Here is a 13232-nt window from a genome sequence, read left to right on the forward strand (position 1 = left end):
TTGCACTAACTTAGCAAGGGATTAAAGAACAGGCCGTCTGAACATTCAGATAGCCTTGATTAAGCTCAAATTTTAAGAAGCCAAAACGCGGTGGAACAAAATCTCATTTTCCAAATGGATATGGTCTTTCAAATCATCCACCATCTCTTTGGCCAAAGTGTACAAACGGGTCCAGCTGCCGCAAGCGCCTTCGGGAAGCTCAAAATTGTTAGTCAATTCTTCCAGACGCGCGATGGCCTGATCGTGTTCTTCATGCTCGTGCATCATCACGCTGATAGGCATTGCCGCGCCGCGACCCACGCCCTGATTAATCATTGGGAACAACATGCGCTCCTCTTTCATCATGTGCATCAACAGCTCGTTTTGCATATAGGCCAACAAATCAGGAACTTCGGCAGGGAAAGTATCGGCATGAACCTGCGCCACTTTTTGCGCCAGCGGAACCAACTCTTCAAACTGGGCGCGGTGGACATTGTGGTAACGCTGCAAAATATGGTCAATGGTGGAATTGAAAGGTGCGGTTTCCCAAACGGTAAAGTCGGTCATGGCTGTGTTCCTTTAAAGATTGATATTGGATGAATGTTAGGCATAAGGATACACGCTGCTTGCGGCTTTGTATAGTTTTTTAATTGCTTAATTAATTGATAATAAAAGTTATTTTCAAAATTAAAATACCAAACAGGCCGTCTGAAACATAAAGTCAAAGTTTCAGACGGCCTGCCCTTTTCTTAAATAATCCAACGATATAAGGCAATCATTACCGGCATGGTCACCACACAAAGCAAGGTCGTCAGCCCATAAATCGCGCTGGCTTTTTGGGCATTTTTGCCGTAAACAACCGTCATTTGGGTAACTGTCGCGGCGGCAGGCGAAGTCGTTGCCAAAAAGCTGATCAAAACAACCGTATCCGCATGCGCATCATGATGGGCAAAACCGCAGACTTTGACGGCAAAAAGCAATAATACCGGAATCAAAATCAACCTTAAAAAAGCAACGAGATAAAGCCTCGGCGTCCACATAATCGAGCGCAGCGGCAAAGAAGCCAAAAGCATGCCTGCCACCAACATGGCAACCGGGCCAATCATACCGCCCACCGTCGCCAAAGTATTATCGACAATGTGCGGCAGCTTGATTTGAAAGGCAAACATCATCAGCCCAACCAACATGGATAAAATGTTGATATTGGTAAAAATGGTTTTCCAAGCCACATTGCCTCGGCCGCAAATCAACAGACGCAGATGCGTCCAAAATAAAAACGTCTGCACCATGATAAAACCGCTGGTGTAAATCACCCATTCCGCCCCAAATACCGACATCACCAAAGGGATAATCAGGTTGCCCGAATTGCTGTACACCGTCGCCGCGTGTTCGAGTGCATCGAGTTTGAACAAGTGTTTAAACAACCTGCCCAAAACAATCAACACCACATGGAAAAACACCGCCAGCATGACGGAAAGCTTCAGCCCTTCGATAATCTGCGGCGTATTGTCCATCTGAAAGGCATGAATCATGACGGACGGGCTGATCAGGTAAAGAGCGATGACGGAGAGCGTGTAGCTGTTTTCCGATTTCAACAGCCCGGTCTTCACCAAGGCCACGCCCATCAAAACAATCAGCGTCAGCTCGGTAATTTTTCCGGCAAGCAGGAAAGAGGTTTCCATAATAAAAAACGGCAAAAACGTTGATTCTACGCTTGTACCGCTCGGCATGCCAAATTCAGACGGCCTGAAGCCTTTTTCCAACAACCCGACATAATTTGCCCTACCGCAAAGCAAATCAATATAAATCTGTCCGTATATCCGCTATAATCAGCCATTTTCTTCAAACAGGAAACATCATGTCCCCCAGCCGTTTCAATCAAACGGGCCCCAAAATCGGCCTGAGCGTACGCCTTGCAGAAACCCAAGCTGAAATCGAAGCCGCCCAAAGATTGCGCTATCAGGTTTTTGCCCAAGAATTGGGTGCGGAAATCGAAAGCGATGACGGCCGCGATGTCGATCCTTATGATGAACATTGCCACCACCTGCTCGCCTTCGACGATGCAACCGGCGAGGTAATCGGCTGCTACCGCCTGATTACCGAAGAAACCGCAAAAAAAGTCGGTGGCTGGTACAGCGAGCATGAATTTAACCTTGAGCCTTTGAAAGACATCCTGCCGCAAACCGTCGAACTCGGTCGCGCCTGTACCCACCCGGACTACCGCAACGGCGGCTTGGTCATGCTGTTGTGGACCGGTTTGGTCAAATTCATGAAAGACGAAAACCTGCGCTTTATGATTGGTTGCGGCAGTATCGAAATGCGTGACGGCGGCAACGATGCGGCGGGCCTGTATCATGCTTTGAAAGACAAATACCTCGCTCCGGCACAATGGTGTGTCAAACCGCTCAACCCACTTAAATGGGACAGCATCACGCCGTCTGAAAATCCGCCTGTACCTGCACTGATCAAAGGCTATCTCAAAGCAGGCGCGTGGTTCTGTGGCGAGCCTTGCGTCGATGAAGCATTCAACTGCGCAGATGTGCTGATCATGATGGACATCAGCCACCTTTCCGACCGCTACTTGCAGCGTTTTGCCCCTAAAACCGATTCATAATAAAAGGCCGTCTGAAACTTCAGACGGCCTGCCTAATCTTTATAAAAAAAACACACACAATGACTGCCAAAATCCGTTTTATCTTCCGTCTCCTCTGCATTGCCGGCTGCCTTTTGTACGGCATGGCCGAAATGTTTTTTCTGTTTCCCTTTTACAGCAGCAAACGCAAACTGCGCGCGATCCAATTATGGTCGCTGCGCGTGCTCGCTTCCTGCGGTATGAAACTGCAAACTTTCGGCACGCCGCCGCAAGAAGGCCGCGGCCAGATGCTTATCAGCAACCATATTTCATGGTTGGACATTATGGCGGTCAACGGCGCTTTCCCCGGCCGTTTTGTGGCTAAAGACGATGTAGCCAAATGGCCGGTGGTCGGTTATCTCGCTACACAGGCACAAACGGTTTACGTTTCGCGCAACCGCGGCATCAAAGGCAATTCTGCCAAAATCGCCGGCGTAACCGAAGCGCTGAAAAACGGCGATACCGTCACCATTTTTCCCGAAGGTACCAGTACCGAAGGCCGTGAAATCCTGCCGTTCAAACCCAGCTTTTTTCAGACGGCCTATGATGCAGGCGTACCGATTATTCCGGTGCTCTGCCGCTATCCGAATCCGGACGGCAGCAGCCCCAATCCGCACACTGCCTACTACGGCGACATCAGCCTCTGGCAATCTATCTGCATGGTCATCAGCCAGCCTTCCAGTACGGTTGAGCTGCATTTCCTCGATCCGATTGAAGCAGGAGAAGACCGCTACGCTACTGCGCTTCAAGTACACGCCCTGTTAAGCGAAAAGCAAAAACAGTTGGGCTGATCAAACAAAAGGCCGTCTGAATGTTCAGACGGCCTTTTCCATTATCTTATGTCTTAAGATGAATATTGTACCGAATCGCTACCACTTTTCTTTTGAATAAATTCAATTTTGTAGCCGTCCGGATCTTCGACAAACGCAATCACAGTCGTGCCGTGTTTCATCGGACCGGCTTCGCGTACCACTTTACCGCCCATCTCTTTGACACGTTCGCACGCCGCATAAGCATCATCGACTTCAATCGCGATATGGCCGTAAGCATTGCCCAAGTCATAAGACTCGGTATCCCAGTTGTGGGTCAGTTCCAAAACAGTATGGTCCGCCTCATCACCATAACCAACAAAAGCCAAAGTAAAACGGCCTTCAGGATAATCGCGGCGGCGCAGCAGTTGCATATTCAATACGTTTTGATAGAAATCCAAAGAGCGTTCGAGATTGCCGACACGCAGCATAGTATGAAGCAAGCGCATGATTTTGTTCCTTTCTGAATTATGTTTGGTCATGGATTATAACACATCGGGCACCATCCTCTTCAGCCTCAAAATACCGACACTGAAACTGCATAAAAATGAAGCACACACCCTGCTGTCATTTGAATTTCATGTATTAACAAGCACACCGACTGACTAAATTGCTATAATCGCCACACTTACAACACAACACTTCAAACCGTCATGAAAACCTTTGTTCTTCCAGATACCCGCCCTTATCCGCAGAGCCCTATCAAAAACTACCTTCTGCTCAATGCCTATCAGCTGGCGCACAACTCCTCCTCCGCATCGCGCAAGCTTTCAGCCGGCCAACTGCAAACCGAAATCCGCACCATGCTCAGCCAAAACCATTACATCAACCTTTCATTGGCAATGACCATGGCGCCCGATGTCGGCACTTACACCAGCCTGATTCAAAGCGTGGGCGAAGTTCTGAAGGCAGAAAACGATAACGAAGCCCAATGGTTTGCCCTGCCTGTCGTTTTGGTTGCCGGTTGCAAAAAAGAACAAACCCTGCCACTTACGCTGCCTACCGAAGCCCTCTTCGCCTGCCTGCAAAACTACCCCAACCTGCGCACCCTCACGCAAAACACGCAATGGCTGCCCTACCTCGTCCAATCGACCGACTTGAGCAGCGTTACCCCGGGCGAGTGGTTCCAAGCCAAACAAAACGATGAAGCGGCAGGCGCATTCCTGCAAAAATTCGAATACAAACCATTGACGCTGCCCGAAGGTCAATCCGTCCATGTTGTTTACGCGCTGGGCTACGGCAATAAAGACATTCAGACGGCCTTGGGCCTCAACCTGCAACAGGCAGGCCTGCCATTGATGCAGGTTTGGCAAGAGCATCTTGCGCTTGACGGCGTTACCCTCTTTACCAACCCGCTCTCGCCCAATACGCCGCTTGACGCGCTGACCGACGGCAGCCACACCCGCCAACGCATGGCCATGGACGTTTTTGCCACCAACGCCATCCGCGCCATCCGTATGCAAAGCCCGCGCGTCGGCGTTGTTGCCGCAGCCAAGGCGGACGGCAAGCTTCAGTTCAGCTTCAACGCGACAGACAGCGCGTTTGAAATTGTTCCACAGACCTTCACTTGGGAGCTGGCTTCAACCGACAATATCGCCATCGTTCAGCAAAACTTCCTCGACCTGATGGCCGAATGCCGAATCGAGCACCTCTACCTGTTGCACAACCCATTGGGCGAAAACGAGAACATCCCTACTTATGCCCAAGCGTTGAAACTGGAAGGTCATAATCCTTTCTTCAGCAATGTAAACTAAATTGAAAATGCAACACGCCAAGGCCGTCTGAAAAAGGTTTAGCGTGTTGCATTGATTTTCAAACCTTACCGCTCATTTTCACGCATATGAAAACCCACAAAATCCTTTTCGTCTGCCTCGGCAACATCTGCCGCTCCCCCATGGCCGAATACGTCCTGCGCCACCGCGCCCGCGAAGCTGGCATGGGCAATGCCGTCATTACTGCCAGCGCAGGCACGTCAGGTTGGCATGACGGAGAAGACATGCACGAAGGCACGCGCCGTGTGCTCAAACAACACGGCATCGACCCGTCAGGCTTTACCAGCAGCAAAATCAAACCCAGCGATGCCGAACATTTCGACTACATCATCGTGATGGACGACAACAACCTCAGAGAAACCGAAAAACAGCTCGGCTTCCACCCCGGCAAAATCTTCAAACTGACCGACCTTATCCCCGATTCAGGTTACAACCACGTTCCCGATCCTTGGTACACGGGCGACTTTGACGAAACCTACCGTCTGGTCGATGCCGGCAGTTTGGCCTTGTTGGAAAAATTGAAACAGGTTTAAACTGGCTTGAACAATAAAAGGCCGTCTGAACAGGTATCCGCAAAAGCCATGCTTTCGTGATTACCTGTTCAGACGGCCTTTATTGATCACCGCAATCAACCTACGCGATAAAACGCCAGGCTGCCCAATAAATTCGGCAGATGTTTGACCTGTCGGTTGCCCGTCATGACCGCACGCTCAAGCACGCGAATTTTGTTTTTGGCACACAGCAAATCAAAGTCTTTGAGGGTACACCAATGGATATTGGGCGTATCGTACCAATGATACGGCATCCGCTCGGAAACCGGCATATGGCCGCCAATAGCGATTTGAAAGCGGTTGCACCAGTAGCCGAAATTAGGGAAGCTGACGATGGCCTGTTTGGCCACGCGCATCAGGCAGCGCAGGATTTTTTCCGTGTTCTGCATCGCCTGAATGGTTTGGCTCAAGACAATCACATCAAAGCTTTGATCGCCAAACGCTACCAAGCCTTCTTCCAAATCGGCCTGAATGACGTTCACACCGCGGGATATGGCGGCAATCACGCTGTCGGTATCGATTTCAACACCGTAGCCGGTGCAATTTTTATGTTCCACCAACGCGGCCAACAGCTCGCCGTCACCGCAGCCTAAATCGAGTACGCGGCTGCCTTCGGGTATCCAATCGTAAATGAGTTGCAAATCGTCGCGCAGATTCATTTTTGGCAGTCCTTGTAAACGTTGTTCATGTAAGCAGCAACCGCACGGATATAGGCTTCGTCTTCCATCAAGAAGGCATCGTGGCCGTGATTGGATTTGACTTCAATGTATTGCACGGATTTTTGCGCGGCGATTAATGCCTTGACCAATTCATGCGAACGTTGCGGCGAGAAGCGCCAGTCAGTACTGAAGCTGGCAACAAAAAACTTGGCCTGCACATTCTCCACCGCGCGCGTGAGGTTGTGGCCGTAATCGGCTGCCGGGTCGAAGTAGTCGAGTGCCTTGGTCATCAGCAGATAAGTGTTGGCATCAAAGCGGCCGACAAACTTGTCGCCTTGATAGCGAAGATAAGATTCCACTTCAAATTCAACGCCGTAACCATACTGATAGCCGTCTGATTTTAAATCGCGGCCGAATTTTTGACCCAAGCCGTCTTCGGCAAGATAGGTGATGTGCCCCATCATGCGCGCAATACGCAAACCGCGTGAAGGAACGGTATGATGGCTGCGGTAATTGCCTTGATGGAAATCGGGATCGGTCAAAATGGCTTGACGGGCAACATCGTTAAACGCGATGTTTTGAGTGGAAAGTTTAGGCGCAGAAGCAATGACGAGCGCGTGGGCAACGCGTTCAGGCAAAGAAATCGTCCATTGCAATGCCTGCATACCGCCCAAACTACCGCCGACAATGGCAGCCCATTTTTGAATGCCGAGGTAATCGGCAAGCATGGATTGGGACTTCACCCAGTCTTTGACGGTTACGACAGGGAAATCCGCGCCATATTCGCGGCCGGTTTCAGGATTCTCGGACAAAGGGCCGGTGCTGCCGTCGCAACCGCCCAAGTTGTTCAAACCGACAACGAAAAAGCGTTCGGTATCGATGGGTTTGCCGGGGCCGACCATATTGTCCCACCAGCCGGCATATTTATCCTCCGCACTGTGCTTGCCGGCAACGTGATGATTGCCTGACAGGGCGTGGCAGATAAGGACAGCATTGCTTTTGTCAGCATTGAGCGTGCCGTAGGTTTCAATCATCAGGTCGAAACGGGGTAAGGTTTTGCCGTTTTCCAGAGCAAGCGGTGTGTCAAACGGGATTTTCTGGGGCGTTACAATGCCCACTGAGGCATTTGTTGTCATTTGTAATTTCCAAGTGAAGCGGCAAAAGGGGTATTATAACGTTTCGTTTTTGTTTTGTGCATGAGGCTTCAGACGGCCTGCCCTGATTAAAGGCAATATTTTTGGGAGAATGTGGAATGATTGGCAGGCTTTTGCGATTTTTTTTCTTTTGCGCCATAGCGGCATTGATTGTGAACCGTTTGTTCAGCCGCCAACAAAAGCGCACCATTCGGGAAATCGCCAAAATCAGCGCGTGGGTATTGCTGGGCGCGGCGGCGGCTACGCTGTTTTGGTATTTGATGATGCTGTTTTTCAAGCATATTCCCAATTCTTATTGAAATAAAATATAAAAGGCCGTCTGAAAACCTTAATCCAGCGTTTTCAGACGGCCTTTTGATGTTCAACCTTAAAACAACTCTTCCGGAATCTTGCAAACCGGAATCGGATTGACTTTGTGCTGCATGGCTTTGTGCAATCGGGTATAGATTGCCAAAACTTCGCGCTGTCTCCCTTCAAAATCTTCAGGCTTGTGACTATTGTACACGCTCATCGCCCATTCGAGTTCGGGATAAGATGCACCCATTTGTTCTTCATCGGTACGCTCGGTATCCCAAAGGCCGTCTGTCGGTACAGCTTTTTGAATGTCTTCCGAGACGTCCAGCTCGGCAGCCAACGCGTACACTTGAGTTTTGGTCAAATCGGCAATCGGGCTGATGTCCACGCCGCCGTCGCCGTATTTGGTGAAGAAACCGACGCCGAAATCTTCAATTTTGTTGCCCGTCCCCGCCACCAACAAACCATGCAACTGGCCGTAATAATACAGCGTCGTCATGCGCAGGCGGCTACGTGCATTGGCAAGTGCCAGCTGTTTGTTGGGAAATTCGGTTTCGCTGACATCGACGGTATCGGCAAAAATATCGAACGTTTGGGTCAAATCGACGCTTTGCGCTTTTACATTCGGATAACGCTGTTTCAGACGACTCATGTGTTCTTGCGCTCGGTTGACTTGGTCTGATTTCTGACGAATCGGCATTTCCAACAATAAAACCGACAAACCGGTTTGCGCGGCAAGGGTGGAAACCACGGCAGAATCGATGCCGCCAGATACGCCGACGACAAAACCTTTGGCACGCGCCTGCTCGGCGTAATCTTTGAGCCATTGAACGATATGGCGGATGATGGCTTGGGTTTGCATAGAGATAAATGTTCGCTTCAAATAAAACGAATGATAGCCTGATTTGCACTTGTCTGAAAGACGACAGGGTATAATGTTCCTTTTATTTCTTGCACACACACCATGTCCAAACCCATCCTTCTGCGCTGGCTCGTTGTCTGCCTGATTCCGCTCGCCACCCTTTTGTGGTTTGCCCTCAACCCGCCCGAAGACAAAACGCAACATCTCATCAACGGCATCATCCTTGCCTGCGAAGCCACGTTCCTATTTAAATTCGTCCTCTTTGACGTCATCAAACACCACCTCAAACAAGAGCCTGAATTGAAACGGCAAAGCATTTGGATGTTTATCCCGATTGTTTTGCTGATTGTTTATTTATTCCACTATTTCGGCGCATTCTGATGTTTTCAGACGGCCTTGGGCATATTTTTCCATGAACACCACCCCACCTTATACCTGCTGGATTTTCTGCAACGTCATCGATAACTTCGGCGACATCGGCGTTTCATGGCGGCTGGCGCGTATTTTGCAACGCGAACTCGACTGGCAAGTGCATTTATGGACAGACGATTTCCCATCCCTTCAGGCACTCTGCCCTGATTTAGCCTCGATTCCCAATATCCATCAAGGCATCGGCATTCACGCTTGGAAAGTCGACTACGCCGAAGATACCGATACAGCCCCTACCCCCGACATCGTCATCGAAACCTTCGCCTGCGAACTGCCCGACAACGTTCAAACCATCATCCGCCAACACCAACCGCTTTGGCTCAACTGGGAATACCTCAGCGCGGAAGACAGCAACGAAAGGCTGCACTTAATGCCCTCACCCCAGGCCGGCGGCATACAAAAATACTTTTGGTTTATGGGTTTCAGCGAAAAAAGCGGCAGCCTGCTGCGTGAACGCGATTACGCCGAATCTGCTGGCTTTGATACGGAAGCCTTACGCCGACAACTCAAACTTCCCGCAAAAAACGCGCCTGAATGGCTGCTTTTCGGCTATCAAAGCGATATTTGGGCAAAATGGCTGACCATGTGGCAACAAGCCGGCCAACCTATTACCCTGTTGCTTGCGGGTACGCAAATCATCGCCAGCCTGAAAAACAGCAGCCTAGTGCCGCAAAATACCCTGCTTGAAGAAGGCGATATGTATCAGAGCGAACACATTACCTTGATCAAAATCCCTTTTGTCCCCCAACAGGATTTCGATAAACTGCTCAATCTTGCCGACGGCGCCGTCATACGCGGCGAAGACAGCTTTGTTCGCGCCCAGCTCGCCGGAAAACCTTTCTTTTGGCACATCTACCCGCAAGAAGAAAATATCCATCTCGACAAGCTGCACGCGTTTTGGGACAAAGCGCATCAGGTTTATCCGGATGTTGTCGCCACGGCACACCACCTCCTTTCCGACGAACTCAACAACGGCGAAGCACTCAGCGACAGCCAGCGCCTGCAAGCATGGCAAACCCTGACGGCACACCAAAACGAATGGCGGCAAAGCGTGGCAAAATGGCGGGACGGACTTTTTGCTCAAAAAAGTGCCGTTGAAAAACTTGCCGCCTTTATTTCAAAGCACAAAAAAATACGCTAAAATAGCGCGTTTTATTACAACCGATTTGATTGGAAAACCACAATGAAAACAGCACAAGAACTGCGCGCCGGCAACGTATTCATGGTCGGCAACGATCCTATGGTCGTTCAAAAAACCGAATACATCAAAGGCGGCCGCTCTTCCGCCAAAGTCAGCATGAAACTTAAAAACCTGCTGACCGGTGCCGCTTCTGAAAGCATTTACAAAGCCGACGACAAATTCGACGTCGTAATCTTGGCCCGCAAAAACTGTACTTACAGCTACTTTGCCGACCCAATGTACGTCTTTATGGACGAAGAATTCAACCAATACGAAATCGAAGCCGACAACATCGGCGACGCGTTGAAATTCATCGTTGACGGCATGGAAGACCAATGCGAAGTTACTTTCTACGAAGGTAACCCAATCTCCGTAGAATTGCCTACCATCATCGTTCGCGAAGTTGAATACACCGAGCCTGCCGTTAAAGGCGATACTTCCGGCAAAGTGATGAAAACCGCACGTCTGGTCGGCGGCACTGAAATCCAAGTGATGTCTTACATCGAAAACGGCGACAAAATCGAAATCGATACCCGTACCGGCGAATTCCGCAAACGTGCTTAATCAGCCCGTAACACAAAAAGGCCGTCTGAACATTCAGACGGCCTTTTTATCAATCTGCCTTATTGTTTCTTCAAGCCCTTGGCTTCGACAGTCGCAATTGTACCGTCAATGCCTTTGCTCTTAATCAGCTCGCCAAATTGGTTGCGGTATACCGTTACCAAGCTGGTACCGTCCACGCGGATGTTGTAAATCTTATACGCACCGCCGCTTTGGTAAAGCTGGTAGGCCACTTCATACTTAGTGCCTTTTTTGGTTTGAATTTCCGAGAAAACGTCAAACTTATTACCGTTTGCCGTCATCTTCGGCAACAGGCGTACATTCGCATCCGCCGCACCAATCAGTGCAGAATGCGAGTACATCGCAATCACCATATCTTTGAATGCACGGATAAAATCGGTTTTCTGTTTGGCAGAAAATTCACGCCATGGCGCACCGACAGCCAAAGCTGAAATACGCTCATAATCCAGATAACGGTTGGCATACTGCTCAACCTGTTTCACACGTTGCGCTTCTGTCAAAGACGTGTTGCGTGCAATTTTCAACACGGTATCAATGTTCTGCTGCATCTGCTTTTGTGCCGGATGCGTTTCCGCCGCCACATAAGGCGCGGCAATTACCATCGGTGCGGCCACAATCAAAGTCTGAAGAAAACGGTTCATGACGATATCCATCCAAAATAAAACCGCATTGTAAAAACAATCTATTCCAAAAAACTTAATTCTTTGTAAAAGCAGTCATGAGCAATGAAAAATCCTGCAATCAAATTTCAGACGGCCTGATAAAAATAAGATAACATGTGAACGCTATTTTAAAAGGAAAAAGCTATGCCTTACGTTAACATCAAAGTAACCGGCGGCAACGAAGCCCCGAGTGCGGAGCAAAAAGCCGAATTGATCCGCGGCGTCACCGAATTACTCTCACGCGTTCTCAACAAAAACCCTGAGACGACCGTCGTTGTCATCGACGAAATCGATATGGACAACTGGGGCATAGGCGGCAAAAGCGTGACGGTTCTCCGTTCCGAAGCGCGCAATAAGTAAGCTTTGGCCGTCTGAAGCCCTTTTAATTTACCCGCAAAAAGAGTACATTTATCCCATTGTTAACAATTTTACGGAACACACATCATGGAGAAATTCCCCAAATCATCCAAACTGGATCACGTTTGCTACGACATCCGCGGCCCGGTTCACAAAAAAGCCCTGCAACTGGAAGAAGAAGGCAACAAAATCCTCAAGCTCAATATCGGCAATCCGGCTCCGTTCGGCTTTGAAGCACCCGACGAAATCTTGGTTGACGTTATCCGCAACCTGCCGACTTCACAAGGCTATTGCGACTCCAAAGGCCTTTACTCCGCACGCAAAGCCATCGTCCACTACTACCAAACCAAAGGTCTGCTCGACGTTACCGTCAACGACGTTTACATCGGCAACGGCGTCTCCGAATTGATTACCATGTCCATGCAAGCATTGCTCAACGACGGCGATGAAATCCTGATTCCTGCGCCTGACTATCCACTGTGGACCGCCGCCGCAACACTGGCCGGCGGCAATGTGCGTCATTATTTGTGCGACGAAGAAAACGACTGGTTCCCGAATCTGGCCGATATAGAAGCCAAAATTACGCCGAAAACCAAAGCCATCGTCGTCATCAACCCCAACAACCCTACCGGCGCAGTGTACAGCAAAGAAATCCTGCTGGAAATCGCCGAACTGGCGCGTAAACACGGCCTGATTATTTTTGCCGACGAAATTTACGACAAAATTCTTTACGATGGTGCCGTACACCATCACATTGCCGCCCTCGCCCCCGACTTGCTGACCATTACCTTTAACGGCCTTTCCAAAGCCTACCGCGTGGCCGGTTTCCGCCAAGGCTGGATGGTGCTCAACGGCCCGAAACATCATGCCAAGGGCTATATCGAAGGCCTCGATATGCTCTCCTCCATGCGTCTGTGTGCCAATACGCCGATGCAACACGCCATTCAGACGGCCTTGGGCGGCTATCAAAGCATCAACGAGTTTATCCTGCCCGGCGGCCGCCTGTTGGAACAACGCAATAAGGCATGGGAGCTGATCAACCAAATCCCCGGTGTTTCCTGCGTCAAACCGATGGGCGCGATGTATATGTTCCCAAAAATCGATACCGAAATGTACGGCATTCATGACGACATGAAATTCGTCTACGATTTGCTCGTGCGTGAAAAAGTCTTGTTCGTCCAAGGCACAGGTTTCAACTGGATACGCCCAGACCACTTCCGTATCGTTACCCTGCCGCCCGTTCATCAAATCGAAGAAGCCATGGACAAACTCAAACGCTTCTTACAAAACTACCATCAATAAACCTAAGC

The 13232-nt window shown here is 49.8% G+C and carries 17 protein-coding genes; 10 read left to right on the forward strand and 7 right to left on the reverse strand.

All coding sequences use genetic code 11. The annotated features are described in order from the left end of the window. Nucleotides 1–72: 72 nt before the first annotated feature. Entirely contained in the window at nt 73–546 is a 474-nt protein-coding gene (gene dnrN, locus ACTHS4_RS02965) for an iron-sulfur cluster repair protein DnrN (protein WP_004519850.1), read from the reverse strand. A 182-nt stretch (nt 547–728) separates the two neighbouring features. Continuing rightward, complete coding sequence (locus ACTHS4_RS02970; RefSeq protein WP_070826284.1) at nt 729–1661, reverse strand: AEC family transporter; 933 nt, start codon at nt 1659–1661, stop codon at nt 729–731. Between the two features lie 176 nt (nt 1662–1837). Between ACTHS4_RS02970 and ACTHS4_RS02975 the strand changes: the two genes are divergently transcribed. Together ACTHS4_RS02975 and ACTHS4_RS02980 are read left to right on the forward strand one after the other, a co-directional pair. Next, nucleotides 1838–2593 carry a GNAT family N-acetyltransferase gene (locus ACTHS4_RS02975; protein WP_371460140.1) on the forward strand — a complete coding sequence of 252 codons (756 nt, stop codon included), beginning with the start codon at nt 1838–1840 and terminating at the stop codon, nt 2591–2593. A gap of 59 nt (nt 2594–2652) precedes the next feature. Beyond that, nucleotides 2653–3402, forward strand: coding sequence for a lysophospholipid acyltransferase family protein (locus tag ACTHS4_RS02980; RefSeq protein WP_107857156.1), 750 nt, complete (start codon nt 2653–2655; stop codon nt 3400–3402). A 53-nt stretch (nt 3403–3455) separates the two neighbouring features. Here the strand turns inward: ACTHS4_RS02980 and gloA are convergent, their stop codons facing one another. Further along, a complete protein-coding gene (gloA, locus tag ACTHS4_RS02985) occupies nt 3456–3869 on the reverse strand; it encodes a lactoylglutathione lyase (protein ID WP_295848185.1) in 414 nt (137 codons plus the stop codon). A 204-nt stretch (nt 3870–4073) separates the two neighbouring features. Between gloA and ACTHS4_RS02990 the strand changes: the two genes are divergently transcribed. Both ACTHS4_RS02990 and ACTHS4_RS02995 read left to right on the forward strand, forming a co-directional pair. Then, nucleotides 4074–5174 carry a hypothetical protein gene (locus tag ACTHS4_RS02990; protein WP_003685151.1) on the forward strand — a complete coding sequence of 367 codons (1101 nt, stop codon included), beginning with the start codon at nt 4074–4076 and terminating at the stop codon, nt 5172–5174. Between the two features lie 86 nt (nt 5175–5260). Next, on the forward strand, nt 5261–5725 hold the full coding sequence (locus ACTHS4_RS02995) for a low molecular weight protein-tyrosine-phosphatase (protein WP_371460141.1): 465 nt from the start codon (nt 5261–5263) through the stop codon (nt 5723–5725). Between the two features lie 95 nt (nt 5726–5820). Here ACTHS4_RS02995 and metW read toward each other — a convergent pair whose 3' ends face one another. Both metW and metX read right to left on the reverse strand, forming a co-directional pair. Further along, the gene (gene metW, locus ACTHS4_RS03000; protein WP_371460142.1) at nt 5821–6402 is read right to left on the reverse strand and encodes a methionine biosynthesis protein MetW; all 582 of its coding nucleotides are present in this window, start codon (nt 6400–6402) and stop codon (nt 5821–5823) included. Further along, nucleotides 6399–7538 (reverse strand): homoserine O-succinyltransferase MetX, encoded by a 1140-nt coding sequence (metX, locus tag ACTHS4_RS03005; protein ID WP_371460143.1) that lies wholly within the window; start codon nt 7536–7538, stop codon nt 6399–6401. Before metX ends, metW begins: the two co-directional genes overlap by 4 nt. Nucleotides 7539–7654: 116 nt before the next feature. Here metX and ACTHS4_RS03010 point away from each other — a divergent pair, with 116 nt between their 5' ends. Then, nucleotides 7655–7855, forward strand: a complete 201-nt coding sequence (locus tag ACTHS4_RS03010) for a protein MIGRI (RefSeq protein ID WP_003747144.1) — start codon at nt 7655–7657, stop codon at nt 7853–7855. A gap of 68 nt (nt 7856–7923) precedes the next feature. Here ACTHS4_RS03010 and nadE read toward each other — a convergent pair whose 3' ends face one another. Continuing rightward, nucleotides 7924–8712, reverse strand: a complete 789-nt coding sequence (nadE, locus tag ACTHS4_RS03015; RefSeq protein ID WP_371460144.1) for an NAD(+) synthase — start codon at nt 8710–8712, stop codon at nt 7924–7926. Nucleotides 8713–8814: 102 nt separating this feature from the next. Here nadE and ACTHS4_RS03020 point away from each other — a divergent pair, with 102 nt between their 5' ends. From ACTHS4_RS03020 to efp, 3 genes are read left to right on the forward strand one after another with little or no spacing between them, the layout of a single operon-like run. Continuing rightward, nucleotides 8815–9093, forward strand: a complete 279-nt coding sequence (locus ACTHS4_RS03020; RefSeq protein ID WP_003682447.1) for a hypothetical protein — start codon at nt 8815–8817, stop codon at nt 9091–9093. A 31-nt stretch (nt 9094–9124) separates the two neighbouring features. Next, nucleotides 9125–10282 carry an elongation factor P maturation arginine rhamnosyltransferase EarP gene (gene earP / locus ACTHS4_RS03025; RefSeq protein WP_371460145.1) on the forward strand — a complete coding sequence of 386 codons (1158 nt, stop codon included), beginning with the start codon at nt 9125–9127 and terminating at the stop codon, nt 10280–10282. A 42-nt stretch (nt 10283–10324) separates the two neighbouring features. Continuing rightward, nucleotides 10325–10885, forward strand: a complete 561-nt coding sequence (gene efp / locus ACTHS4_RS03030; RefSeq protein ID WP_070826151.1) for an elongation factor P — start codon at nt 10325–10327, stop codon at nt 10883–10885. Nucleotides 10886–10944: 59 nt separating this feature from the next. Here the strand turns inward: efp and ACTHS4_RS03035 are convergent, their stop codons facing one another. Further along, nucleotides 10945–11544, reverse strand: coding sequence for an MlaC/ttg2D family ABC transporter substrate-binding protein (locus tag ACTHS4_RS03035; RefSeq protein WP_070632918.1), 600 nt, complete (start codon nt 11542–11544; stop codon nt 10945–10947). A gap of 165 nt (nt 11545–11709) precedes the next feature. Here ACTHS4_RS03035 and ACTHS4_RS03040 point away from each other — a divergent pair, with 165 nt between their 5' ends. Together ACTHS4_RS03040 and ACTHS4_RS03045 are read left to right on the forward strand one after the other, a co-directional pair. Further along, a complete protein-coding gene (locus ACTHS4_RS03040; RefSeq protein ID WP_070826150.1) occupies nt 11710–11925 on the forward strand; it encodes a tautomerase family protein in 216 nt (71 codons plus the stop codon). A gap of 84 nt (nt 11926–12009) precedes the next feature. Beyond that, entirely contained in the window at nt 12010–13224 is a 1215-nt protein-coding gene (locus tag ACTHS4_RS03045; protein ID WP_070826149.1) for a pyridoxal phosphate-dependent aminotransferase, read from the forward strand. Nucleotides 13225–13232 lie beyond the last annotated feature (8 nt).

The sequence above is a fragment of the Neisseria sp. P0014.S009 genome (assembly GCF_051958155.1).
Taxonomy (GTDB): domain Bacteria; phylum Pseudomonadota; class Gammaproteobacteria; order Burkholderiales; family Neisseriaceae; genus Neisseria; species Neisseria flavescens_C.

Bases quoted from the DNA above. Each gene is read 5' to 3' on its own strand.
- ACTHS4_RS02995 (WP_371460141.1), top strand. From the start codon at position 5,261: ATGAAAACCCACAAAATCCTTTTCGTCTGCCTCGGCAACATCTGCCGC.
- gloA (WP_295848185.1), bottom strand. From the start codon at position 3,869: ATGCGCTTGCTTCATACTATGCTGCGTGTCGGCAATCTCGAACGCTCT.
- metX (WP_371460143.1), bottom strand. From the start codon at position 7,538: ATGACAACAAATGCCTCAGTGGGCATTGTAACGCCCCAGAAAATCCCG.
- ACTHS4_RS02970 (WP_070826284.1), bottom strand. From the start codon at position 1,661: ATGGAAACCTCTTTCCTGCTTGCCGGAAAAATTACCGAGCTGACGCTG.
- ACTHS4_RS03045 (WP_070826149.1), top strand. From the start codon at position 12,010: ATGGAGAAATTCCCCAAATCATCCAAACTGGATCACGTTTGCTACGAC.
- efp (WP_070826151.1), top strand. From the start codon at position 10,325: ATGAAAACAGCACAAGAACTGCGCGCCGGCAACGTATTCATGGTCGGC.
- ACTHS4_RS03020 (WP_003682447.1), top strand. From the start codon at position 8,815: ATGTCCAAACCCATCCTTCTGCGCTGGCTCGTTGTCTGCCTGATTCCG.
- metW (WP_371460142.1), bottom strand. From the start codon at position 6,402: ATGAATCTGCGCGACGATTTGCAACTCATTTACGATTGGATACCCGAA.
- ACTHS4_RS02990 (WP_003685151.1), top strand. From the start codon at position 4,074: ATGAAAACCTTTGTTCTTCCAGATACCCGCCCTTATCCGCAGAGCCCT.
- ACTHS4_RS03010 (WP_003747144.1), top strand. From the start codon at position 7,655: ATGATTGGCAGGCTTTTGCGATTTTTTTTCTTTTGCGCCATAGCGGCA.
- ACTHS4_RS02975 (WP_371460140.1), top strand. From the start codon at position 1,838: ATGTCCCCCAGCCGTTTCAATCAAACGGGCCCCAAAATCGGCCTGAGC.
- nadE (WP_371460144.1), bottom strand. From the start codon at position 8,712: ATGCAAACCCAAGCCATCATCCGCCATATCGTTCAATGGCTCAAAGAT.
- ACTHS4_RS02980 (WP_107857156.1), top strand. From the start codon at position 2,653: ATGACTGCCAAAATCCGTTTTATCTTCCGTCTCCTCTGCATTGCCGGC.
- ACTHS4_RS03040 (WP_070826150.1), top strand. From the start codon at position 11,710: ATGCCTTACGTTAACATCAAAGTAACCGGCGGCAACGAAGCCCCGAGT.
- dnrN (WP_004519850.1), bottom strand. From the start codon at position 546: ATGACCGACTTTACCGTTTGGGAAACCGCACCTTTCAATTCCACCATT.
- earP (WP_371460145.1), top strand. From the start codon at position 9,125: ATGAACACCACCCCACCTTATACCTGCTGGATTTTCTGCAACGTCATC.
- ACTHS4_RS03035 (WP_070632918.1), bottom strand. From the start codon at position 11,544: ATGAACCGTTTTCTTCAGACTTTGATTGTGGCCGCACCGATGGTAATT.